The organism is Candidatus Krumholzibacteriia bacterium (genome assembly GCA_029865265.1).
In the GTDB taxonomy this organism is placed as follows: Bacteria; Krumholzibacteriota; Krumholzibacteriia; order WVZY01; family JAKEHA01; genus JAKEHA01.
Map to the genome: position 1 here is coordinate 1 of JAOUHG010000036.1, position 21,553 is coordinate 21,553.

Genomic DNA, 21,553 nt, shown 5'->3' on the forward strand with positions numbered 1-21,553 from the left:
GCACATCGACTACGTCGTCTACTCCATCGACGTTCTGCTCGACTCCGGCCGCTATTCGCCGCGCTACCTGGCGGCGGTGGAGTCGATCCCCCAGGACGCCGTCGCCTTCCAGATGCATTTTGCGCCGGAATCACTGCGCCACTTCACGCTGCAGTACGAGAACGACCACTACCGTCTCTTCAAGGTCAGCTCCGGCCCGGAAATGATCTTCCTCACCGACCACCCCCCCGTGTACCAGCCGTCGTTGTTGCGCGCATCCGGCGGCGGGCTGGAGACCTTCCGGCAGAACATCGAAATGCTGATCTACAACTATGCCGCCGGCGTGAGCGCGCGCGGCCGGGGAGATCTGGAGGGCGCCGTGCGCAGGCTGCGCTCGTGCGTGAACAGCGCGCCGCGGTTCACCCGCGCGCGCCTGGCCCTGGCGGACGTTTACATGGACCTGGAGCAGTTCGAGGAGGCGCGCCGTGTCATCATGGAGGTGGTGGCCTACGCCCCCGACAACTCGCTGGGGACGTACTACGCCGCGTACATCCACGCGCGCCTGGGCCGGTTCGAGGAGGCAAAGGCGTTCCTGACCGTTCTGTTTTCGCACGAGCGCGACCCCGACCTCCTGGAAAAGGCGCGCCTGCTGGAGGCATACATGGACCAGGGGCTCCCGCTGGAACCCGGCGCACCCGACCGGCAATAAAAAACGGCCGCGGCGAATCAACGCCGCGGCCGCTCGAAATGGTGGGGGCTACTGGATTTGAACCAGTGACTCCTACCGTGTGAAGATAGTACTCTAGCCTCTGAGTTAAGCCCCCGTTTCGTAGTTCCGCACGATTATCGCCGCGTCGCGGTCCCGTTTCAAGCGGTTTTGCAGTTCCTCCCCGAGTGCCCGCTGGCGGAGCATGGAGTCCACCCGGTCGCGCACGTTGTCATACGTGGCCGGGACGGCCTTCTTGTGGTCGAGGCACTGGATGACGTGGTAGCCAAACTGGGTCTCCACCACGCCGCTGATCTCGCCCTTCTTCAGTGAGAAGGCGACATCGGAAAACGGCTTCACCATCATTTCGCGCGGGAAGTAGCCGAGGTCGCCGCCGTTGCGCGCCGCCCCGTCCTGCGAGTATTGCCGGGCAAGCGCCGCGAAGTCCTCGCCGGCCCTGGCGCGCTTCTGGATGCCGGTGATCTGCTGCAGCCGCTCCTCGCGGATCTCCGGCGTGTCCTCGGGTTTGAACATCAGGATGATGTGGCGCGCATGGACGCTGTCAACCGAGGCAAACGATTCCTGGTTCTGGTCGAAGAAGGCGCGACTGTCGGCTTCCGTGACCTCGATGGACGGTTCCACGTGTTTCTGGACGAACTCGCGAATGACCATGTCGCGATGGAATGAACGCGTTATGTCATCACGCTTCAGGCCGATGTCGGACAGCATTTTGCCCACCCGCTCCTCGCCGCCGAACTGCATGACGAACTGCGCCACCATCTTCTCCACCAGCGTGTCCGCCACGACGACGCCGGACGCGCGCGCCTCCTGGAAGAACACGAAGCGGTCGATCATCTGGTCGAGTACGCGCTCGTTGAACTCCGCATTGTGCACCGAATCCGGCGACGCGGCGGTGGTGGTGTAGGCGAGGAAAGTGATGTCCCCGCCGAGAATGGGATCGTTGTTGACGGTGACGACGACTTCGTCGCTCACCAGCGAATCGGGAAACGCAATCGCGGCATTGTTTTTGTTCTTGGAACAGGCAAGCGACAGCACTCCCGCGGCCGCGATCACGACCGCAATTCTCAGGTATTTCATGATGGTTGGGTACCTTTCGGGTTGAGCGGGGACTATAGCAGAGGCGGGGCAACCGGGGCAATGGGCTCGGGAAGGCCCCCGGGAACGCGCGCGCGGCGCCGGTCCGACCCGGTCAGATTTCTTTCGTGTCCGGCTTCCTGGACTTCTTGAGGATCGCTTTGAGGGCCTTGCCGTGGTCGAGGTGCTCGAGCAACAGCGCCACTTCCTCGCCGTCGATCGCGATGCCGTGGCAGTCGCGGCAGACTTCATAACGGATGCCCAGCGTCTCCTGGATGAACATGTCGCCGCCGCACTTCGGGCACAGCATCCAGTAGTGCACCCACAGCATTTTCGCCCGCCGCTTCGCGCGCTTCTTGTCGAGGCGCGCGCGGGTTTGCGCGAACGATGGCCTGGCCGCGCGATGGCGGGCCGGTTTGCGTTTTCGCGAAGTGGTGGTGGTGCGCTTGCCGGGCATGGTAATGTGGGGCATTCTGGCACCACGCCACGCCAGTGTCAACGGATGGCAGCAAAACCAACCCAGCGTTCACCCCGTATTCCGCGCCAGCTCGCCGCGATGCAGCGGGCCGTTGGCGGGGGGTCGCTGCCGTCGGTTTCCGAACTGGCGCGGCGCGACCGCGATCCGTTTCGCATCCTCATTTCCACCATCATCAGTCTGCGCACCAAGGACGAGGTGACCGAGGCGGCGTCGGACAGGCTGTTCGCCCTGGCCAGGACGCCGCGTATACTCTCCCGTCTGGACCTGCGCAAGATCGAGCGTGCCATCTACCCGGCGGGCTTCTACCGCACCAAGGCACGTACCGTGCGCGAGGTCGCCCGCCGCCTCGATGCCGAGCACGCCGGGCGCGTGCCCGACACCATCGACGAGCTGCTGACCTTCAAGGGCGTGGGCCGCAAGACGGCGGCACTGGTGGTTTCGCTGGGTTACAACCGCCCGGCCATCTGTGTGGACACGCACGTGCACCGCATCGCCAACCGCCTGGGCTGGGTGAAAACGAAGACGCCGGATGCGACCGAGCAGGCGCTGATGCGCGCGGTCGCGAAGCGGTACTGGATCGGGATCAACGAAACGATGGTGGGGTTCGGCCAGCGGGTGTGCGTACCCGTGTCGCCGAAGTGTTCGCTCTGTCCGTTGACGAAGAACTGTCCGAAGCAGGGAGTCACCCGCTCGCGGTGAGGCTGTGGGGCGGCTGGACAGCCCGCCCGCCCGCACTACAAACTAAACTTCACCGGCACGATCACCGCGGCGCGCACCTTCTTGCCGTCCTTGCGCGCCGGCTTGAAGCGCCACTGGCGCGCCGCCTCCAGCGCCGCCTCGTCGAAGATGCGGTTGCTGCTCTCCATCACCTTCACGTCCTCCACACCACCGCTTGCCTTCACCGTCACCCGCACCTTCACCATGCCCTCCATCTGGTGGTCCCGGGCATACTCGGGGTAGTAGGGAGTCACCCACTTGTCCAGCACGGGGGGTTCGTCAAAGGGGACGAACTCCTCCTGCGACGCGTCCACGTCGCCCACCCCCGCGGATGCGTCCGTCTGCACACGCGGGGAACATGCGGCCAGCGCGAGCAGCAGGGGCCAAACCAGGCGTATCACGGTTTTCGCGTCCCCAGTGTTACCACAAACTCACCCGGAATCTTGTACACCCCGCCCTGCTTGAAGGGCGCGATCGACTCGGTGTACTCCTCGTAGGCGCGCTCGCGCGTCTTCTCGTCGAAGCGCGAGTACGCCATCGCCACCGGACCGCCCGCAAACGCCGCGATACAGGCATCACGGGCGTTTTCATAGTCGAGGGTGACGTTGATGCGCTCGTTCTTGACGTCCTTGAAACCGGCGCCCTCGAACAACCGCTTCTGCGTGTCGCCGGTGCCCAGTTGGAAGAAGAGCGGACACACGTCCGTGCTCACGCGCCGTTCCACGATCTCGAAGATGTCCGCCCAGCCGCAACTGCCGCGCCGTCCCCACACCGCGGACGCCGCGCGCCCGCCCGGCTTGGTGACGCGGTACATCTCCTTGATGGAACCGGCGAAGTCGGTGACGTACATCATGCCCAGGCCGCACAGAACCGCGTCGAAGAAGTCATCCTTGACGTCGAGCTTCTCGGCCTCCATGCGGGAGAAGGTCGCGTTGCCGAGGCCACGCGCTTCGGCCGCGCGCGTGCACTTCTCCACCATCGCATCCGAGATGTCGGTTCCCACCACCAGCCCGGACGGGCCCACCATGTCCGCGGCGCGAAACGTCACCAGGCCCGTGCCGCACGCGATGTCCAGCACGCGCTCTCCCGCGCGTGGCATGGCCATGGTGAGCAGCAGCGTCTGCGCGGGCTCGAGTTGCTTCCCCCAGCCCTTCTCGTACGACGAAACCGCCCGGTCCCACCCGTAGCGCTGTACCCGGCGTTGCAGTCTCTCGTCCATGCGGCCTCCTGCGCCCCCGCGGGGGCATGACAATCGCTACGCTTCCTGCTCCTTGAATTCACCCGCGACGCGCATGAACAGCGAGATCACGATAATCGCCAGCACGAAGTGCGCCGCCATGATGTACCAGACATAGTCGGCGTGGCCGGCATCGCTCACGCGTCCGTACAGCCCCGTATAGAGACCGCTGGTGAGGCCCCCGATGCAAACCGCCAGGAAGTTGGTGCCCATGTACAGGCCCGCCTTCTCCTTGGGTGCGATCCAGGTGATGTACTCCTGGATGCGTGGCGACGCCATCATCTCGCCCAGGGCAAAGAAGAAGATCCCCAGCAACGCCAGCGACGGCGGAGCCACCATGGCAATACCAATGATGACGAAGCCGACCGCGGAAATGACCAACCCGGCGATGAACGTCGGCATGGCCTTCCACTTCTCGATGGATTGCGACACGAACACCTGCAGGAAGATGATGATCCAGCCGGTGCTGCCGATGGTCTCGCCCAGAATGCGCCGTACACCGTCCTCACCCTCGTGGGAGAGGAAGTTGGCCACCCCGCTGCCCAGCACCGACTTGATGTTCAGGTAGAGGCGGGCGGTGTCGAGGTTGGTGTCCACGTAGACCGCGCAGATATTGAAAAACGACCAGAACGGCAGCCACCAGAAGAACCCCAGCAGGACCAGGAAGGTGGCAAACTTGGCGTCGGACAGCGCCACCCCCATCTCGCGGAACTTCTGCTTGAGGGTGGTGCCCTCGATTTCGCGGGGCGGCTCCTTGTAGAAGAAGATGGTTACCAGCAGCATCACCACCACCGCGATGGCTGCCGCAATGAACGCGTAGCTCCACGAGATGGCGCGCAGGTGTCCGGCCACGATGGGACCGAAGGTGCCGCCAATGTTGACCATCGCGTAGAAGATGCCGAAGCCAAGGGTCTTGTTGGTCTGGTCGGAGACCGCGCGCACGGTGCCGGAAATGAGCGGCTTGAAGATGCCGGCCGCGAGCCCGATGGAGAGCATGGTCAGCGCGATTCCCGAGAACGACTTGGTCAGCAGCAACAACAGAACCGAAGGCAGATACGCCAGGTAGGAAACGATCAGCACCTTCTTGAAGCCGTAGCGATCGGCGAAGGTGCCGGAAATCACCGGAATCGAATAAGAGATGAACAGGAAGATGCTCTGCACGATCCCCAGCTGGTCGCGCGAGTAGCCGAGATGCTGCATGTAGATCCCGAAGCCGAAGTAGATGCCGTAGTAGGCAAACCGCTCCAGGATTTCGATGGTGTTGGCGACCCAGAATACCGGCGGAAACGGGGTTCTGTTCTTCATCTGACCCTCACTCGGTTGAAGGTGATCCGCTACGCGCCGGGGCGCGTGACGGTGACCGTGCGAACGAGTTTGTGGGCGCGCGCAAACACGTCGCCCACCATGCTGGCCCTGTCGGCCGATTCAACCACACGCTGGATGTCGGCCTCCGGCGCGTCGCTCTGGATGCGGACCTGGTAGCGGATCTCACTGTAACCGGCGGGGATGCCCTCCACCCCGTGCTGGCCGCGCGCGTCGAAGTCCGCGTGCAGCTCGACCTCGACGCCGGCAATGGGCACGTCCAGGTGCGCGGCCCAGTTGACGTAGCCCATGGCGAAGCACGCCGCCAGTGCCGAGCGCACCACGAAGCCCGGGTCGGGCCCCGCACCGGTGCCGCCGGACTTCTCGCTGGCGTCGATGGTGAGATTCCAGCGGCCCTCGCTGACCTCGCAGCGCACGCCCTCGGCGATGCGGCCGGTGGTAACGGCGGTCTTCTGCCCCAGCGAGGGGCGCAATTCGATGGCGCGGCCGTTGCGCTCGAACGCCGACTTGATGCGCCGGGTGGTTTCTGGATTGTTCATGGGCGGGAGGATAGCACGGTGGACGCGCGCAGGCCAACCACGCGCTAGCGCACCGTGTAGGCCACCACCGACGGAAGTTTCTCCCTGGAGTAGCTCGGCCGGTAGTACCGCTCCCCATCGATGGCGCGGGGGCTTCGAAACTTCGGCACGGACACTTCGCCAAGAAACCGCTCGCCCTCGAAGACGTCGAGTACCGGGCCATCCCGCACGACGATGAGAAAGGGTCCGTCCGAGAAGAGGCGGAAGTTCAGCGGAACGTGTCCCGGGAACACCACGCTGCTGCGAACCCGTGCCATGAATTCCTCTCCGTTGTTCTCGAACGACGAGACGTAGTCGTTGCGATCCTGGTCGGTCAGCGCGCGTGGCGTGATGTCGCGCCGCAAGGTGGCGCGTGGCCTGAGATCTGGTTCCACGATGTGGATCTCGTACTCGTCGCCATGGCCGTATGCAATGGACCCGTCGGCCAGCAGGCAGAAATCCATCTGCACGTAGTACGGCGTCGATACGACGGTACTGTTCTCCTTGCTCATGGCAATGATCTGGAACTTGCGAACACTAAGGGAATCCAGAAAGACCGGGGCCGACAGATCGGGGGCGTAACGAGCGAGACGCGTGGTGCTGTGGGGTTCCGGCATCCACGCATCACCCGTCGCCAGAACCACCAGCGACCCGTCGCGGGCGAAGGCAAAGCGTTCAACAAGGTCCTGGTACGGGCGGGACTCGATGAAGGTGCCGTCGGGCTGGAGCCGGCTGAAACGGCGGTTGCCGACCTCGTACACCAGCAGCCTGCCCTGTGAGTCGATGGCAGCGCTCGCGGGATCGGTGAACTCACCCGGCCCCTCGCCCTTGCGCCCAAAGCGGCCCAGTTCCTCCCCGTCGGGGCTGAAATGGACGATGAAGCCATCGTAGTCGATGACAAAGAACGAATGATCCGCGGCCACGCAAATCGCACTCGGGCGGATGAAGGTGGGCTCGCCCTCCTCGTACTCGCCACCGCCGCCGACTTCGAGAAGCGTGACCACCTCGCCACTGCCCTTCTGCGCGAGGGCCTTCCAGTCGATGGCCGATGCGGGAGAAACGTGCAGGGGGAGAAACGCGAGTGCGACGCACGCGCGGGCGGTGAGACGGAACATGAAGAACCTCCGCGGCAAGCAGGACGCGCGGCCCGATCAAAAATCGTTAGCGTCCTGGGCCGCCGCAGTATAGCATTGCGGCTCCGTCGCCAGCGTCACGCCGCCCCGCATAGCGATGAAACTTATTGTAAGTAAGTGTGTTACGTGGATGGGCAACCCGCTGCCGGTGGCATCCGTAGTTCCCGCATTCAGGGGTCGTCATGCAAGCCACCACCCGCATCCTGCATACATCCGCGCTGGGCAGCGTGATCGACTACCAGTGCCACTGCGACCACGACCGGCCGTCGGCACGGGAGTACTCCCCGCTCCCCTTCATCGACTTCGTTTACCGCGGTGCATTCAGTTACCGTTCGGGACGACAGTCCGCTGATTTCCACAGCGGGGTCGTGTTGATGAGCCCGCACCCGTCCGAATACGTGGTCACGCATTTTCGCGGTGTTCGCGATGCGTGCACCATCGTCCTGCTCCCCGGGGGATTCCCGGACACGGCGACACCGGCGCGTTCAAGCTTTGCCGCACTGCCGCGTACCCCGGTGGCGGCCTACCTGCACCACGCGCTGCGTGACGCCGCGGCGGCGCGCGCGCCGCGCCTCCACGTCGACGAACTGCTGGCCTCGCTGATCGGCGAAGTCACCCGCAGCGGCCGCGGCACGCCGGTCGTTACTCCGTTACCTGACCGCGCGGCGCTGGTGCGTTACCACGACACCATCGATTGCGCGAAGGCATTCATCCACGAGAACCACGCGCGCGACCTGTCGCTGGCCGAGGTGGCCCGCCATGCGTGCATGAGCCCGTTTCACTTCAGCCGCGTGTTCAAGCACGTCGTTGGCACCAGTCCCCACCGCTACCTGGCATCGGTTCGGCTGGATCACGCCGCGTTGCTGCTGCGCGAGACGCAGCGCCCCGTCACCGACATCTGCTTCTCCACCGGTTTCAACAGCCTGGAGCACTTCATCGCCGCCTTCCGCACCCGCCACGGCGCCAGCCCCAGTGCGTATCGCCGCGGCGCGTAGAACAGCAAGAATTCGCAGGCGGCCGGGGAGCGAACCCGCTAGCATTCCCGCATGGAACGCAGGTATTCCGTCGACGTGGTTCGCGGTGCGGTCATGGTGCTGATGGCGCTGGACCACGTCCGTTTCTTCTTCAACGGGCTTCCCTGCGAACCCGAGAACCTCGCCTGCACCGGCGGCTTCTTGTTTCTGACGCGCTGGGTGACACACTTCTGCGCGCCGGTGTTCTTTCTGCTCGCGGGAACCGGCGCATACCTGGCCCGCGCCGGCGGCATGCCCGCGGCACGCGTGTGCCGCTTCCTGTGGACGCGCGGGTTGTGGTTGATCGCGCTCGAACTCACCGTGATTGGCTTTGCGTGGAGTTTCCTCCCCGGGTCGAGCTTCGCGGGTGTGATCTGGGCGCTGGGCTGGTCGATGCTGGTGCTCGCCGCACTGGTGAGGCTCCCGACCGCCTGGAGCGCCGTCTTCGGCGTCGCGCTCATCACGCTGCACCACCTGCTCGACGGCGTCGATCCGGCCGCGCTGGGGCGCGCGTCGTGGCTGTGGCCCTTCCTGCACGCGCGCGGTCTCACGCACCTGCCGTGGAACGGGCAGCCGTACTTCGTGCTCTACCCGCTGATCCCGTCGGTGGGCATCACCGCGGCCGGCTACGCGCTGGGCGCGGTGCTCACGCGGCCCGAGGCGGCGCGGCGGCGCTGGCTCATCACCGCGGGACTCGCCATGACCGCCGCGTTCGTCATGCTGCGCGCCAGCAACCTCTACGGCTACCCGCCGGTGGCGTCGATGCACGGCGCACCGGCGTCATTCGAGGTGCAGGCAACCCCGCTTCTCACCGTGATTGCTTTTCTGGACACCGAGAAGTACCCCATGTCGCTGCAGTTCATTCTCATGACGCTGGGCCCCGCGCTGGTGGTGCTGGGCCTGCTCGACGGCTACCGGCCGGGCCCGGGCCGGCGCGGCTGGCCCGCGCGGGCCCTGCTGGTGTTCGGGCGCGTTCCGATGGCGTTCTACATCCTGCATCTCTACCTGATTCATCTGCTGGCCATCGGGGTGGCGATGGCGTGGGGGCAGCCCGCGGCGTGGCTGTGGCAACGCGCACCGCGCCCGCACGCATATGGCCACGGGCTGCTCTTTATCTACGCGATGTGGGTCTTCGTAACGCTGGTATTGTATGTGCCGTGCCGCTGGTTCGAGGGCGTGAAGCGGCGACACCGGTGGTGGTGGCTTCGGTATCTGTAAGGAGGCGTATCCGCATGAATGCGAACATCCCCGACAACGACGTGTCCATCGAGTACTACGACAGCGACTACCCGTCGCCGGACGGTCCCTTCCCCGAGAACGTCGACGAGATCACCGAGTACCAGGGTGTTGCCCACGACGTGGCCCGCTATCTGGAAATTGCGCGTGAAACCGGCGGGCCGGTGCTGGAGTTGTGCTGCGGCACCGGGCGCGTGGCCCTTCCGCTGGCGCGGGCGGGTTTCGCGGTGACGGCGGTGGACGTGTCCGCCGGCATGCTCGCCGCGCTGCACAAGAAGTTGACGGCGGAGGGAGCACTGCCGGTGACCCCGGTCCGGCAGGACATCACCCAACTCGAGCTCGAGCGGCGCGACTTCCCGCTCGCCATCATCGGCTTCAACAGCCTCCCCTGCATTCCGGACTTCACGCTGCAGCGGCGGGCACTGGCCGCCATCGCGCGCCACGTGGCGCCCGGCGGGCTGCTGGTGATCGACGCCATCAACCTGCTTTCGCTGCCGCTCTCCGGGGATCCGGTTCCCAAGCCGTTCTTCACGCGCCGCAACGTCCACAGCGGGAACACGTACACGCGTTTCGCCCTGATCGGCGCGATGGACGCCGAGCAACGCCAGCGCTTGCACGGCTGGTACGACGAATCCGACGCCGCGGGTGCCGTGCGGCGGCGGCACTACTCGCTCCTGTGGCGGCCCATCGCGCGCTTCGAGCTGCAACTCATGCTGGAGGGGGCGGGGTTCGAGATCGTGTCGCTCGAAGGCGGCCACCGTGGCGAGGCGTTCGGCGCGGGCAGCCCGCGCATGTTCGTGCGGGCGCGGCGGACGGACCCGGCGCCGGTACGCTGAGGCGATTTGCGCGCCGCCATCCCGGCCTTTCCGCATCGCGCTCCGGGTCGTATAATTGAGCCTGTCGTGCAACCCACAACCCGGGAGACACCCATGCGCCTGCGCCGTCCACTGTTGCTCATCGCCTTCATCGCCACCGCAACCCCGTCTTTTGCAGCCCCGCCAACGGACCCCGCCGTGCTCGGGGACGGCGCCCTGTCGTGCGCGGAGGGAAAAATGGTGCTGGAGTCGCTGGCACCGCTTCCCGAGCCGCAGTCCGTGGCCAGCGCCAACCTCGACGTCACCTATTACCACCTCGACTTGGATGTGGATCTCGTGGCGAGCTTGGTGGGCGGTTCGGTGCGCACGGTGGGCACGGTGATCAATTCGCCCCTGTCGGTGCTCACCCTGGATCTCCTCAACAACATGACGGTGACCGGGGTTACGCTGGGCGAGGGGGGTCCGGCCCTGGCATTCTCGCACCCCGGCAACGCGCTCAACATCACGCTGCCCGCACCGGTGAATCCGGGCGGGCAGGTGGACGTGGTGGTGAGCTACGCGGGCACGCCATCTTCGGGCGGCTTCGGCTATTTCCAGTTCGGCACCCGCGCCGGCGACCGCTACGCGTGGAGCCTCTCCGAACCCTACGGCGCGCGCAACTGGTGGCCGTGCAAGGACCACCCCTCCGACAAGGCGGACTCGGTGCGCGTCACGGTGACGGTGCCGTCGCAATACCGGGTGGGATCGCAGGGCGAACTGGTCAGTGAAACCATCAACGGGGGCAACACCACCTACGACTGGGTGTCGCGCTACCCCATCTCCAGCTACCTGGTCTCGCTGGCCATCGGCGAGTACGTGCGCCACCTCGGCACCTACACGCGCTCGCCCGCGCTCGCGGGCGAGTTCGGGGCGCTGTCCATGCCGCTCGACCACCTCGTCTATGACGACGGCTCCACCGCCCTCCCCTTCGGCTGGGGCAACGTGGCGGATGTGCTCGACGTGTTCGAGGACTGGTTCGGGCCGTATCCGTTCGCGAGCGAGAAGTACGGCCACTCCGAGACCACCTTCGGCGGCGGCATGGAACACCAGACCATGACCTCGCTGGGCGGCAACACGGTGGGGCTGGTGGCGCACGAGCTGGGCCACCAGTGGTACGGCGACGAGATCTCCCCGCGGAGCTGGCCGCACCTGTGGCTCAACGAGGGCTTCGCCACCTACTCCGAGATCCTGTACTACCAGGAACGCGACGCGACCTACCCGGGAACCGCGAACAACCTGCTGGCGTCGCGCTACAACACCGCGCAGGGTGCCGTCGGCACGCTGGTGCTGGAGGACACCACCAGCGTGAGCAACATGTTCGACTTCTCGCGCGTGTACGCCAAGGGCGCCGTGGTGCTGAACATGCTGCGCTTCGTGGTGGATGACGACGCGGTCTTCAAGACCATCCTGCGCGACTACGCCGCGGACCCGGCGGTGGAGTACGGCGTTGCCACCACCGCCGACTTCGAGCGCGTGGCCGAGACGGTGTCCGGCCTCGACCTCACCACCTTCTTCAGCCAGTGGGTCACCACCGGCACCGGCTACCCGTTCTACCGTTCCTTCTATTACGCGCAGCCGTCGGCCGGTGGCTACGACGTGTGGGTGACGCTGCAGCAGTTCCAGACGCAGCCGTGGTCCAATGTATTCGCATTCGAGACCCCCATCGAAATCGCCATCATGACCACGGGCGGCGAGGAACGCTTCCGCGTCCAGAACGACCAGCGCGAGCAGGTGTTTCACCTTGCCGTGGCGGCCGAGCCGCTCTCGGTGGAGATCGACCCCGACAACTGGATCTTGCGCAGCGAAATCCTTACCGGGGTTTCGGACCAGACGCCGTCGCTGCTCGCCATCACCGCGCTGGCGCCCAATCCGTCGCGCAACGCCATCACCCTGCAGTTCACCACCGGCGATGCCGATCGTGTGGCGATGGACGTGTTCGACGTGGCGGGACGGCGGGTGATGTCGCGGACGGTGACGAGTGTGGCAGGGATCGGCGCGCAAACCATCGACACCTCGCGGCTGGCGGCCGGGGTGTACTTTGTGCGCGTGCGGACGGCGGGTTCCCAGGCGTCGCGCAAGTTCATCGTGGTGCGATGATTATCCGCCGAAGGTGCGCTTGAGCCCCTCGCCCACGCCAACGTGCGGCGACCAGCCCAGCAGGTTCTTCGCCTTCGTCACGTCGAAAGGCGACAGGGGTTTGAGAGAGCGGATGCGGTAGCGCGTGAGCGGCACCTCGCGCTTGAGTATCTCCCCCAGGATCTCGATGCCGGTGGCGCCGATCATCAGGAGCCACACCGGCACACGGTTTATGCGCACGCCTTCCACCGTGCGGCAGTGACGCAGATACTCGTTCTGGGTGACGTGGGTGGGGTCCACGACGTTGATCAGTTGTCCCGCCGCCGCGTCCGACGTTTCCGCCAGCAGCAGCGCGTCCACCACGTCATCGCGGTACACCAGCGGCAGCGCGCGCGAGCCGTTGCCCGCCACGATCCAGCGCCCCGCAATGCCGATCACACCGTTGGGCGTCACGCGCTCCGCGCCGGGACCGAAGATCTGCCCGGGGCGGATGATCGCCGCCTTCAGGCCGCGTTCGCGGATGGCGTCGAGCACCATCTTCTCGGCCTGCATTTTGGTGCGCGTGTACACACCGCGCCGGTCGGGGTGCGGCTCGTAGGCGGTGTTCTCGGTGACGGCCACGCCGCTACTGTGCCCGGCGTGATCCACAACGGAGAGCGAACTCACGTAGACGAGCCGCTTCACGCGGTAGCGCAGGCACGAATCCACCACGTTGCGCGTCCCCCACACCGTGCCCTGCTCGAACTCCGCCGCACCGCCGCGCATGGCCGCGCCCACGTGGTACACCACCTCGACGCCTTCGACCGCGCGGTCTACCACGTCGGGCTGGCCCAGGCTTCCGTAGACCACGGCAACACCGTCCGGCAACGGTTCCGCGGGGGGCCGGCGCAGCAGCAACCGCACCGAGTCACCGCGCGCCAGCAGCCGTTCCACCAGCGGGCGGCCCAGGAAGCCGGCGCCACCGGTTACCAGCACGCGCGCCGGCGGCAGTTCGCGTGAGACTTCCGCGTGCAGGCGCGCCTGCTTGTCATCGTCGGCTGCGGTGCAGGTCTGCCCGACCCACGCGATCATGCGCCGGCCCTCCTGGGGCGGAACCGGCAGCGGCTTGTTGTTGCGCAACGCAAAGTGGAACGCCTGCACGCAGTTGTAGATGCCGGGCGAGGGCTTGAGCGACCCGGTCATGAAGCGCACCAGGTTGATGGGAATCCGGAACGAGCGGCGCAGCGCGGCGCGGTAGCCGTTGATGATGTTGCCGATGGCCTTGGGCCCGGGCAGCGTGCGGTTCATCTCGCACACCTGCAGAAACCGGTCCACGCGGATCACGCCGCGCGTGCCGTGCACCTCCAGTTCGCTCTGGATGGGCCGCGTGTTCCACGATATGTAGATGGAGCCGGTGCCGTTCTCGCACTCCGCGTACGCCCGCCACTCGTCGAAGGTGAGCATGGGGTCGCGGCCGGTCTCGTACCATTTGACCTCGAGCTTCTGGATTTCGCCGACGAACGCCTCCACCAGGTACATGCTGTGCACGCCCAGGTCGCGGAAGGGATACGAGCCCTGCCGGTACGGCGCGGGCAGCGGGCCGCCCGCGTAGGTCGGGTAGTCGGAACTGCGGATGGAATGTACGGCAAGGATGTCGCCGCAAGCACCCGAGCGCGCCATGTCGATGGCCTTGAGCACCACCGGGTCGAACCGGTCCGAGTGGTTGACAGAGATCTGCACGCCCTTCTCATGCGCGCGCGCGATCATGCGGTCGCACTCCTCCACCGACTCCGCCATGGGCTTCTCCACGAACACGTGGCAGCCCATGTCCATGGCCTCGAGCGCCAGCGGGCAGTGAAACTCGGGCGGGGTGAGAATGTGAATGACGTGCGGCTTTGCCCCGGCCATCGCACGCAGGTCGGGATAGACCTGCGCCACGCCGAACTTGTCGGCCAGCGCCTGGGCGCGCGCGGGGTCGCGGTCGCAGATACCCACCACGTCCACGAAGGCGAGCGCCTTGAGCGCGCGCAGGTGGTGGGTCGCCACGTAGCCCGCGCCCACCAGGGCCACGCGTACGCGGTCGCTTCCAGTGGTATGGGCGGTACGGGTCATCTGGTTGAGGCGGCGACGATCAGAAGAACATCTTTGCGATTTTCAGCGCACCCTGCGCCCAGGGCACCCGGTGCGACACGCCCGACTGGCCCTGCAGCTTGTCCGCGTTGGCGACGAACCAGTCGTAGTTGCGGATGAGCGCCTGCTTGTTCGAATACTTCGGCGCGTAGCCGAGCTTCTGCTGCGCCTTTTCGATGGAGACGAACGACTCCTTGCCCACCGTCTCGTATATCCACTTGTACAGCGGTGAGAGCTTGAGTGCCTCCAGGCAGCGCAGCGCCATGATGGCCGGTTTTTCCGGAAGTGACACGATCTTTTTTCCGTGGCCGGCGTGGTCCAGCACCGCCTGGAAGTCCGAGCGCGGGGTTCCGAACTCCTTCGCGCCGATGTTGAAGGTGTCGTTTACCACCTCGTCGGGAAGCGTGCAGCACAGCCAGATGGCGTCGCACAGGTCCTCGACGTCGAGGTACTGGTAGGGGTTGTTGCCGGGCCCGAGGATGGGAAAGCTGTGCCCGTCGCGCGCCCATTCGTAGAGCATGGCGAACACGCCCAGCCGCTCCGGCCCGATGAACGACTTGGGCCGGATGATGGGGAGAATCATGCCCCCCTTGCGCGCCTCGATGCACAACTGCTCGGCGGCCACCTTGGCCTCGCCGTAGGGGCCCACGCCGTGCATCGGGTCGCTCTCCAGGAGCGGGTGGTGGTCGGGAATCCCGTACACCGCCGTGGAAGAAACATGGATGAAGCGGCGCACGCCGGCGCGCTTCGACTCCTCCAGCATGGTGCGGGTGCCGTCGATGTCGGTGGAGTAGATGTCCTCCGGTTTGTACAGGGGCAGCGCCGCCGCGCCGTGGACCACGATGTCCACACCCGCGAGGGCGCGCTGCACGTCGGCGCTGTTGCGGATGTCGCCGCGGACCTCGGTGATCCGGTCGCGGCAATCCGGGTAGTCGAAGGGCACGAGGTCCAGCGACACCACCCGTTGGTCGCTGGCGAGCAGGTGGCGGGCGAGGTTGATGCCGAGAAATCCGGCGCCGCCGGTGATGAGCACGGTCATGTGGAGATGTCCCTTCCCGAGATGGTTGTCAGCCCCGGGGCTGTGCTTGCAAATACTCCTGAACGTAGCGCCGCACGCCCTCTTCGATGGAGACAAACGGCGCCATGTAGCCGGCCGCGCGCAGCTTGGCGGTCTGTGCGCACGTATGATACTGGTACTTGTCCCGGATGCTCTCCGGCATGTCGATGAAACGGATGCGCGGCGGCATGTCCATGGCCGCGAAGAGCGCGTTTGCCAGGTCGACCCACGTGCGTGCCCTGCCCGTCCCGCAGTTGTAGAGCCCGGATACGTCCGGTTTGTCCAGGAAGAACAGCGTCACCGCCACCGCGTCGTCCACGTGGATGAAGTCCCGCTCCTGCTCCCCGTCGCGGTACTCGGGGCGGTACGACTTGAACAGGCCGATTTCTCCGTCGCGCAGGATCTGCGCGTAGGCCTTGTTGACCAGCGAGCGCATGTCGCCCTTGTGGTCCTCCCAGGGGCCGTACACGTTGAAATACTTGAGCCCGGCAATGCGCTTGAGCGCGCCCGTCTCCAGCGCCCACAGGTCGAACCACTGCTTGGAGGCGCCGTACAGGTTGAGTGGCTCCAGGGTGGAGGTCATCGCGTCATCGTCGGAGTAGCCCCGGCTTCCGTCGCCGTAGGTGGCGGCGCTGGAGGCGTAGATGAAACGCGCGCCGGTGCGCAGCGACCAGTCGCACAGTTCGCGCGTGTACGCCGTATTGTTGTCGCGCAGGTAGGCCTCGTTGGTTTCCGTGGTGGAACTGCACGCGCCCATGTGGATCACGGCGCGCGCCGCGGGAACACGCCCGGTGCCGAGCATCTCGCGAAACGCCGTCTTGTCGACGCAGGTATCGAACGTGATGCGATCGAGGTTGCGCTGTTTGGCGTCCGAATCGACGTGGTCGACGACGGTGATATTCCGGTGACCGCGCCGGTTGAGCGCGGCCACCAGATTGCTGCCGATGAATCCGGCCCCGCCGGTAACGATAATGGAGTCGCTCATGGGTGAGCGGCCATTATACCCGACACCGGCCCAGTGCGGAAACCCCTTATCCCAATGAATGTTACGAGAGCCGCCGCCCTCCCCCGAACATCCGGTACAGCACCGGCATCACCACCAGCGTCGCCAGCGTGGACGTAATCAGCCCCCCGATCACGACCGTGGCCAGCGGGCGCTGCACCTCCGCCCCCACGCCCGTATTGAGGGCCATGGGGAGGAATCCCAGGCTCGCGACGGTGGCCGTCATCAGGACGGGCCGCAGACGCGTCTCGGCGGCCCACCGCACCGCGTCGACATTCGGCATGCCGGCCTCCGCGAGCTGCCGGATGTACGACACCAGCACCAGCTGGCCGAGCACGGCGACTCCGAACAGGGCGACAAACCCGACCCCGGCCGAAATGGTGAACGGCAGCCCACGTACCCACAACGCGAGCACACCGCCAACCGCCGCAAATGGCACGCCGGTAAACACGAGCACGGCATCGCGCGCGCGGCCAAAGGTGACGTACAGCAGGACAAAGATGAGCAACAACGCAATCGGAACGACGATCATGAGGCGCGTGCGCGCACGCTGCAGATGCTCAAACTGGCCTCCATAACGAACGAAGTATCCAGCTGGCAGTGCCACCTCTTCGCCAATCGCGGCACGAACGTTGTCAACGAACGAACCGACATCCCGCCCGCGTACGTTCGTCTGCACGACGATTCGACGTTTTGCCCACTCTCGGTTGATTGCCGACGGGCCTTCGACCAACCGGATGCTAGCCAGCCGCGAAAGCGGCAGGCGCGCGCCGGACGCGGTTGCCACCAGAATCCGCCCGATCTCCTCGGGATCGTCACGATAACGATCGGCCAGCCGTATCCCGAGGTCGTATCGCATCTGGCCGTCAACGATTTCGCCCACGCGGCTCACGCCGAGCGCTTCGATCACTTCGAGGACGTGCGCAGCGTCGATGCCATGGCGCGCAATTGCGCCACGATCGATTTTAATCTCGAGCACGGGAAGCCCCGTGAGTTGTTCAACGGTGACGTCCGTCGCCCCGGGCACGGACTCGACCACCCGGCGCACTTCATCGGCCTTGATTTTTAGGACCTCAAGATCATCCCCGAATATCTTGATGCCCACGTCGGCGCGCATGCCGGCAACCATCTCGTTCATGCGCATTTCGATGGGCTGGGTGAAGACGGCCCGCATGCCGGGCAGACCCTCCAATGCCCCGCTCATGCGTGATACAAGTTCCTCCTGCGAGCGGGCGTGCTCCCACTCGCGCCGGGGGGAGAGCGTCACGAAGATGTCCGACACCTCAAAACCCATGGGATCCGTTGCGATCTCGGCGGTACCGGTGCGGGTCCATATGTGGTCGATTTCGTCGGGGAACTTCTTGAGCAGGTAGCTTTCGATCGAGGTCCCGTAGCGAACGGACTCGGAGAGCGAAACGCCCGCCAGACGCACCGTGTTCACCACGATGGACATTTCGCCAAGACGCGGGATGAACTGCGTGCCGAGTCTCATGGAAAGCGCGGCGGCGCCCCCCAACACCACCAGTGTGACCCCGATGACGATCCGCGGGCGACGCAGGGCGGCCTCCAGCACCGGACGGTACCCGCGCCGTATCCAGCGCACCAGGTGCGTCTCGCCGTGTGCGCCGGACTTGCTCCGGAGGACCAGACTCGCCAGCACCGGCATGAGGGTCAGCGAGAGCACCATCGAAGCCGCCAGGGCGAAGATCACGGTGAGCGCCATCGGCCGGAACATTCTGCCCTCGACGCCCTCGAGAAAGAGGATGGGAAGATAAACGATCGCGATGATCAACTCGCCGAACAGCGTCGGTCGCCGCACTTCGACGGCCGCGTCGCGGACCACGTCGCCCGTGGCGCGCCCCTCGCCCTCCGCCAATCGCCGTGACGCGTTCTCCACCATGATGACGGAGCTGTCTACCACCATGCCGAAATCGATGGCACCCAGGCTCATGAGGCTTCCCGCGATGCCAAAGCGCAGCATCCCGTTGAATGCGAACAGCATCGACAACGGTATGGCGGTGGCGACGATGAGCCCGGCGCGGAGGTTGCCGAGAAAAGCAAAGAGAACGGCCACCACCAGCAGGGCCCCTTCCAGCAGGTTGTCGCGCACGGTGTGCAACACCTGGTCGACGAGTTTGGTGCGCGTGTAGACCGCCTCTACCGTGACGCCATCCGGCAGGTTGCGCTGCACATCCGCCAGGCGCGCTTCCAGACGCCGGGTCACCTCGCGACTGTTCTCGCCCATCAGCATGAAACCCAGGCCGAGAACCACTTCCCCATTTGCGTTTGCGGTGACGGCGCCGCGCCGGATGCCGTGGTCCTCGCGCACCTCAGCCACATCACGCACCAGGATCGGCACACCGTCGCTGGCCGCCACCACGATCGCCTCGATCTCCTCCCGGCTCGTCGCCAGCCCGATGCCCTGCACGAGCCGCACCTCGCCACCCTGCTCGATGTAGCCGCCGGCGGTGTTGGAGTTGTTGCGTCGCAGGGCCCCGGCGATGTCGTCGAGAGTCAGCCCGTGCTTGACCAGCAGATTGGGGTCGATCACCACGTGATACTGCTTTTCGAATCCACCCCACGTGTTGATTTCCGCCACGCCCGGAACCTGCATCATCTGCGGACGAATCACCCAGTGGTGCAGAGTACGCAGTTCCGTAGGCGACAGATCGTCACTCCGCACCACGTACTGGAAGACCTCGCCGAGCCCCGTCGAGACCGGGCCCAGTGTCGGCCGCTCGACCCCGGCGGGAAGCTCCGCGGACAGCACCCGCTCCATGATCATCTGGCGCGCGCGGTACACGTCCGCGCCGTCCTCGAACACGGTGGTGATCTGGGAGAATCCAAAGCGGGAAAGCGACCGGACCTCCTTGAGTCCGGACATGCCGCTCACGCTCTGCTCGAGTGGAAACGTGATGCTCCGCTCAATCTCGAGCGGAGAAAGCGCCGGCGCCACGGCGTTGACGGTGACCTGGACCGGCGTGGTGTCAGGAAAGGCGTCGAATGGCAGTTCGCGAAAAGCGGCGGTGCCCGCCACCGCAGCGATTCCAACAATAATGAGCACCAGCGCGCGGTTTCGCAGCGAGAAATCTATGATGGCGTTCAGCATCTAGCGCCCCGCCACTGGTTCGATTTCGCAACATCCCGCGCCGATGCTCTCCCGGCTGAGCTCTGTGCGCAGCAGGAACGCCCCGTCGGTAACCACTGCCTCCCCCACCCGGATCGCGCCGGACACCTGCACGAGTCCACCACCGCGGCGCAACGGCCGGACCGACCGTGGTTCGTACAGGCCCTCGCCCACGCGCACGAAGACCACGGATTCGACCCCGATGCGCTGCACCGATTCGGCGAGAACCGCCACCACGTCGTCGCGAGTCGACGTCTCGATCATCGCCCGGGCAAACTGCTCCGCCCGCAGCGCTCCTCCGGAATTGGGTAGCCCGGCGCGCGCCGCGACCGTCCGCGTTACCGGGTCGACCTCCGCCGCGATCCAGGTGACAACGCCGGAGAACTCCCGGTCCGCGAGCCCCTCGACGTCCACCGTTACCTTCTGGCCCACGCGCACGCGCGCGACGTCGAGTTCCGGAATCTCCAGCACCGCCCACATGAGGCGCAGATCCGCAACGGTGGCGAGCGAGGTCTCTCCGTCGGCAAACGTCCCAATCATGGCCGGCCGGCGTGCCACAACACCCTGGATCGGAGCACGGATCGTGTAGCGCCCGCCGGCGCCTTCCACCGCGCTTTCCGTCGTGCCGGCCATGCCCGTGGCAGCCTCCGCGGCGGCCAGTTCGCCCTGTGCGGTCTCGAACTCTTGTCGCGACAGATCCAGGTCCCGCGATGACACGAGGCCCGACTCACTCAATGTGACGTGGCGTTCGAAGTCGGCGCGCGCAACCTCGACGCGCTGCCGTGCAGCGCGAATGCGCCCCTGCAGGTCGCTGACCTCGGGACTCTCGAGCACGAAGAGCGGATCCCCGGCTTCCACCTGCGCGCCCAGATCGACGCGAACCTCGCGGACCAGCCCGGCGAACGGCGCTCGAATATCCGCCACCCGGTCGCGATTGAAATCGATGCGCGCGGTGCACGCCACGCCGGAAGCCATTCCGGCCTCGCGCGCCAGCGCGACACGAATGCCTGCCACTTGCTCCAATTCCGGCGACCGGAAACGGATGCGCATACCGGGAACGATCAGGGCGTCCGCTTCCCCCGCTTCGCGCAGTGTCCCGCCCCGGCATTGCGGACAGACCGATTCCGGCAGGCCGTGCTCAGCACACCAGTCACCGGCACTCTTGAACTTCGGGATCAGTTCGGGATTACAGATCGTGCACTTGGACTCGGGCACCCCGTGCCCGGCGCACCAGTCCGCAATCTCAATGGACCCGGTGGTTTCCGCCGGCACCGACCCGGCCTGGGTGCCCGGGGAGCCATTGCCACCACAACCCCCCAGCGCAACAACGAGAAACACCGCGCTCACGAACGATCGTCCGCCGCGAAGGAAAGCATTCATATCGAACTCCTCGGGACGAGGAACAAGCACTGGACCACCCGGGGAAACTGGATTCCCCCGGCGGTTTATGAGTGAAAAAAGAACGCTTGAGTCGCTAACGGGGGGAAGAACGGGGGGGATGAAAGACGCCGCATACGGCGCGCGACGCGAGAAGCGGCGCGCCCGGCCAGGTTCGCGCGGGGGATGAAAAGAACGACTCTACCACGGGCGCATCGAGGGGAAGCGAGGACACGGAAGCACCCGGGCAGCAGGCGCAGTCCGCGCACCGGGGCGGACACTCGTCTTGCGAGTCCCCGCCGGAATCCACATCATCACAGACGCCGGGCGCGCGGCCCGCGCAGGTATCTATCTCATTGCACGCCAACGCGGCACGAACGCCAGGCGGTTCCGCCAGTGCGACGGCGGCAAACGCAGCGACCAGAAGTAGAACGAGGTGCTTTGTCATCCAACTCCGTCGGCCCGGGGCGATGCAC

18 protein-coding genes and 1 tRNA gene are annotated in these 21,553 nt (G+C 65.8%); 6 read left to right on the forward strand and 13 right to left on the reverse strand.

Annotated features, from left to right (window positions below; genetic code table 11):
• The coding region (locus tag OEX18_13065; GenBank protein ID MDH4338196.1) for a tetratricopeptide repeat protein at window positions 1-688 on the forward strand (688 nt) is incomplete at its 5' end.
• 39 nt (window positions 689-727) lie between these two features.
• Here the strand turns inward: OEX18_13065 and OEX18_13070 are convergent.
• From OEX18_13070 to OEX18_13080, 3 genes are all read right to left on the reverse strand, one after another.
• Window positions 728-803: transfer RNA gene (locus OEX18_13070), tRNA-Val, on the reverse strand.
• Window positions 794-1,783 carry a peptidylprolyl isomerase gene (locus OEX18_13075; protein ID MDH4338197.1) on the reverse strand — a complete coding sequence of 330 codons (990 nt, stop codon included), beginning with the start codon at window positions 1,781-1,783 and terminating at the stop codon, window positions 794-796. Before OEX18_13075 ends, OEX18_13070 begins: the two co-directional genes overlap by 10 nt.
• A gap of 112 nt (window positions 1,784-1,895) precedes the next feature.
• Window positions 1,896-2,237, reverse strand: a complete 342-nt coding sequence (locus tag OEX18_13080; protein MDH4338198.1) for a zf-TFIIB domain-containing protein — start codon at window positions 2,235-2,237, stop codon at window positions 1,896-1,898.
• Between the two features lie 99 nt (window positions 2,238-2,336).
• Between OEX18_13080 and OEX18_13085 the strand changes: the two genes are divergently transcribed.
• Entirely contained in the window at window positions 2,337-2,957 is a 621-nt protein-coding gene (locus tag OEX18_13085; protein ID MDH4338199.1) for an endonuclease III, read from the forward strand.
• A 35-nt stretch (window positions 2,958-2,992) separates the two neighbouring features.
• On the opposite strand, the gene OEX18_13090 is transcribed toward OEX18_13085, so the two are convergent.
• Genes OEX18_13090 through OEX18_13110 form a run of 5 tightly spaced genes read right to left on the reverse strand, consistent with a single transcriptional unit; the run spans window position 2,993 to window position 7,207 of the window.
• The gene (locus OEX18_13090; GenBank protein MDH4338200.1) at window positions 2,993-3,376 is read right to left on the reverse strand and encodes an energy transducer TonB; all 384 of its coding nucleotides are present in this window, start codon (window positions 3,374-3,376) and stop codon (window positions 2,993-2,995) included.
• Window positions 3,373-4,194 (reverse strand): class I SAM-dependent methyltransferase, encoded by an 822-nt coding sequence (locus tag OEX18_13095; GenBank protein ID MDH4338201.1) that lies wholly within the window; start codon window positions 4,192-4,194, stop codon window positions 3,373-3,375. The genes OEX18_13090 and OEX18_13095 overlap by 4 nt, the downstream gene beginning before the upstream one ends.
• Window positions 4,195-4,230: 36 nt before the next feature.
• A complete protein-coding gene (locus tag OEX18_13100; protein ID MDH4338202.1) occupies window positions 4,231-5,517 on the reverse strand; it encodes an MFS transporter in 1,287 nt (428 codons plus the stop codon).
• 29 nt (window positions 5,518-5,546) lie between these two features.
• Entirely contained in the window at window positions 5,547-6,074 is a 528-nt protein-coding gene (locus OEX18_13105; protein MDH4338203.1) for an OsmC family protein, read from the reverse strand.
• 44 nt (window positions 6,075-6,118) lie between these two features.
• A complete protein-coding gene (locus OEX18_13110; protein MDH4338204.1) occupies window positions 6,119-7,207 on the reverse strand; it encodes a hypothetical protein in 1,089 nt (362 codons plus the stop codon).
• Window positions 7,208-7,407: 200 nt separating this feature from the next.
• Between OEX18_13110 and OEX18_13115 the strand changes: the two genes are divergently transcribed.
• The 4 genes from OEX18_13115 (at window position 7,408) to OEX18_13130 (ending at window position 12,425) form a co-directional block, all read left to right on the forward strand.
• Entirely contained in the window at window positions 7,408-8,220 is an 813-nt protein-coding gene (locus OEX18_13115; protein ID MDH4338205.1) for an AraC family transcriptional regulator, read from the forward strand.
• 51 nt (window positions 8,221-8,271) lie between these two features.
• On the forward strand, window positions 8,272-9,456 hold the full coding sequence (locus OEX18_13120) for a heparan-alpha-glucosaminide N-acetyltransferase domain-containing protein (GenBank protein ID MDH4338206.1): 1,185 nt from the start codon (window positions 8,272-8,274) through the stop codon (window positions 9,454-9,456).
• A gap of 14 nt (window positions 9,457-9,470) precedes the next feature.
• Window positions 9,471-10,310 carry a class I SAM-dependent methyltransferase gene (locus tag OEX18_13125; GenBank protein ID MDH4338207.1) on the forward strand — a complete coding sequence of 280 codons (840 nt, stop codon included), beginning with the start codon at window positions 9,471-9,473 and terminating at the stop codon, window positions 10,308-10,310.
• Between the two features lie 93 nt (window positions 10,311-10,403).
• Entirely contained in the window at window positions 10,404-12,425 is a 2,022-nt protein-coding gene (locus tag OEX18_13130) for a M1 family aminopeptidase (protein ID MDH4338208.1), read from the forward strand.
• Here OEX18_13130 and OEX18_13135 read toward each other — a convergent pair whose 3' ends face one another.
• The 5 genes from OEX18_13135 to OEX18_13155 form a co-directional block, all read right to left on the reverse strand.
• The gene (locus OEX18_13135; GenBank protein ID MDH4338209.1) at window positions 12,426-14,495 is read right to left on the reverse strand and encodes a Gfo/Idh/MocA family oxidoreductase; all 2,070 of its coding nucleotides are present in this window, start codon (window positions 14,493-14,495) and stop codon (window positions 12,426-12,428) included.
• 19 nt (window positions 14,496-14,514) lie between these two features.
• Window positions 14,515-15,552 carry an NAD-dependent epimerase/dehydratase family protein gene (locus OEX18_13140; protein MDH4338210.1) on the reverse strand — a complete coding sequence of 346 codons (1,038 nt, stop codon included), beginning with the start codon at window positions 15,550-15,552 and terminating at the stop codon, window positions 14,515-14,517.
• A gap of 28 nt (window positions 15,553-15,580) precedes the next feature.
• On the reverse strand, window positions 15,581-16,555 hold the full coding sequence (gene rfaD, locus OEX18_13145; GenBank protein MDH4338211.1) for an ADP-glyceromanno-heptose 6-epimerase: 975 nt from the start codon (window positions 16,553-16,555) through the stop codon (window positions 15,581-15,583).
• Between the two features lie 61 nt (window positions 16,556-16,616).
• Entirely contained in the window at window positions 16,617-19,682 is a 3,066-nt protein-coding gene (locus OEX18_13150) for a CusA/CzcA family heavy metal efflux RND transporter (protein MDH4338212.1), read from the reverse strand.
• Entirely contained in the window at window positions 19,683-21,080 is a 1,398-nt protein-coding gene (locus OEX18_13155; GenBank protein MDH4338213.1) for an efflux RND transporter periplasmic adaptor subunit, read from the reverse strand. It abuts the gene before it with no gap.
• Between the last annotated feature and the right edge of the window lie 473 nt (window positions 21,081-21,553).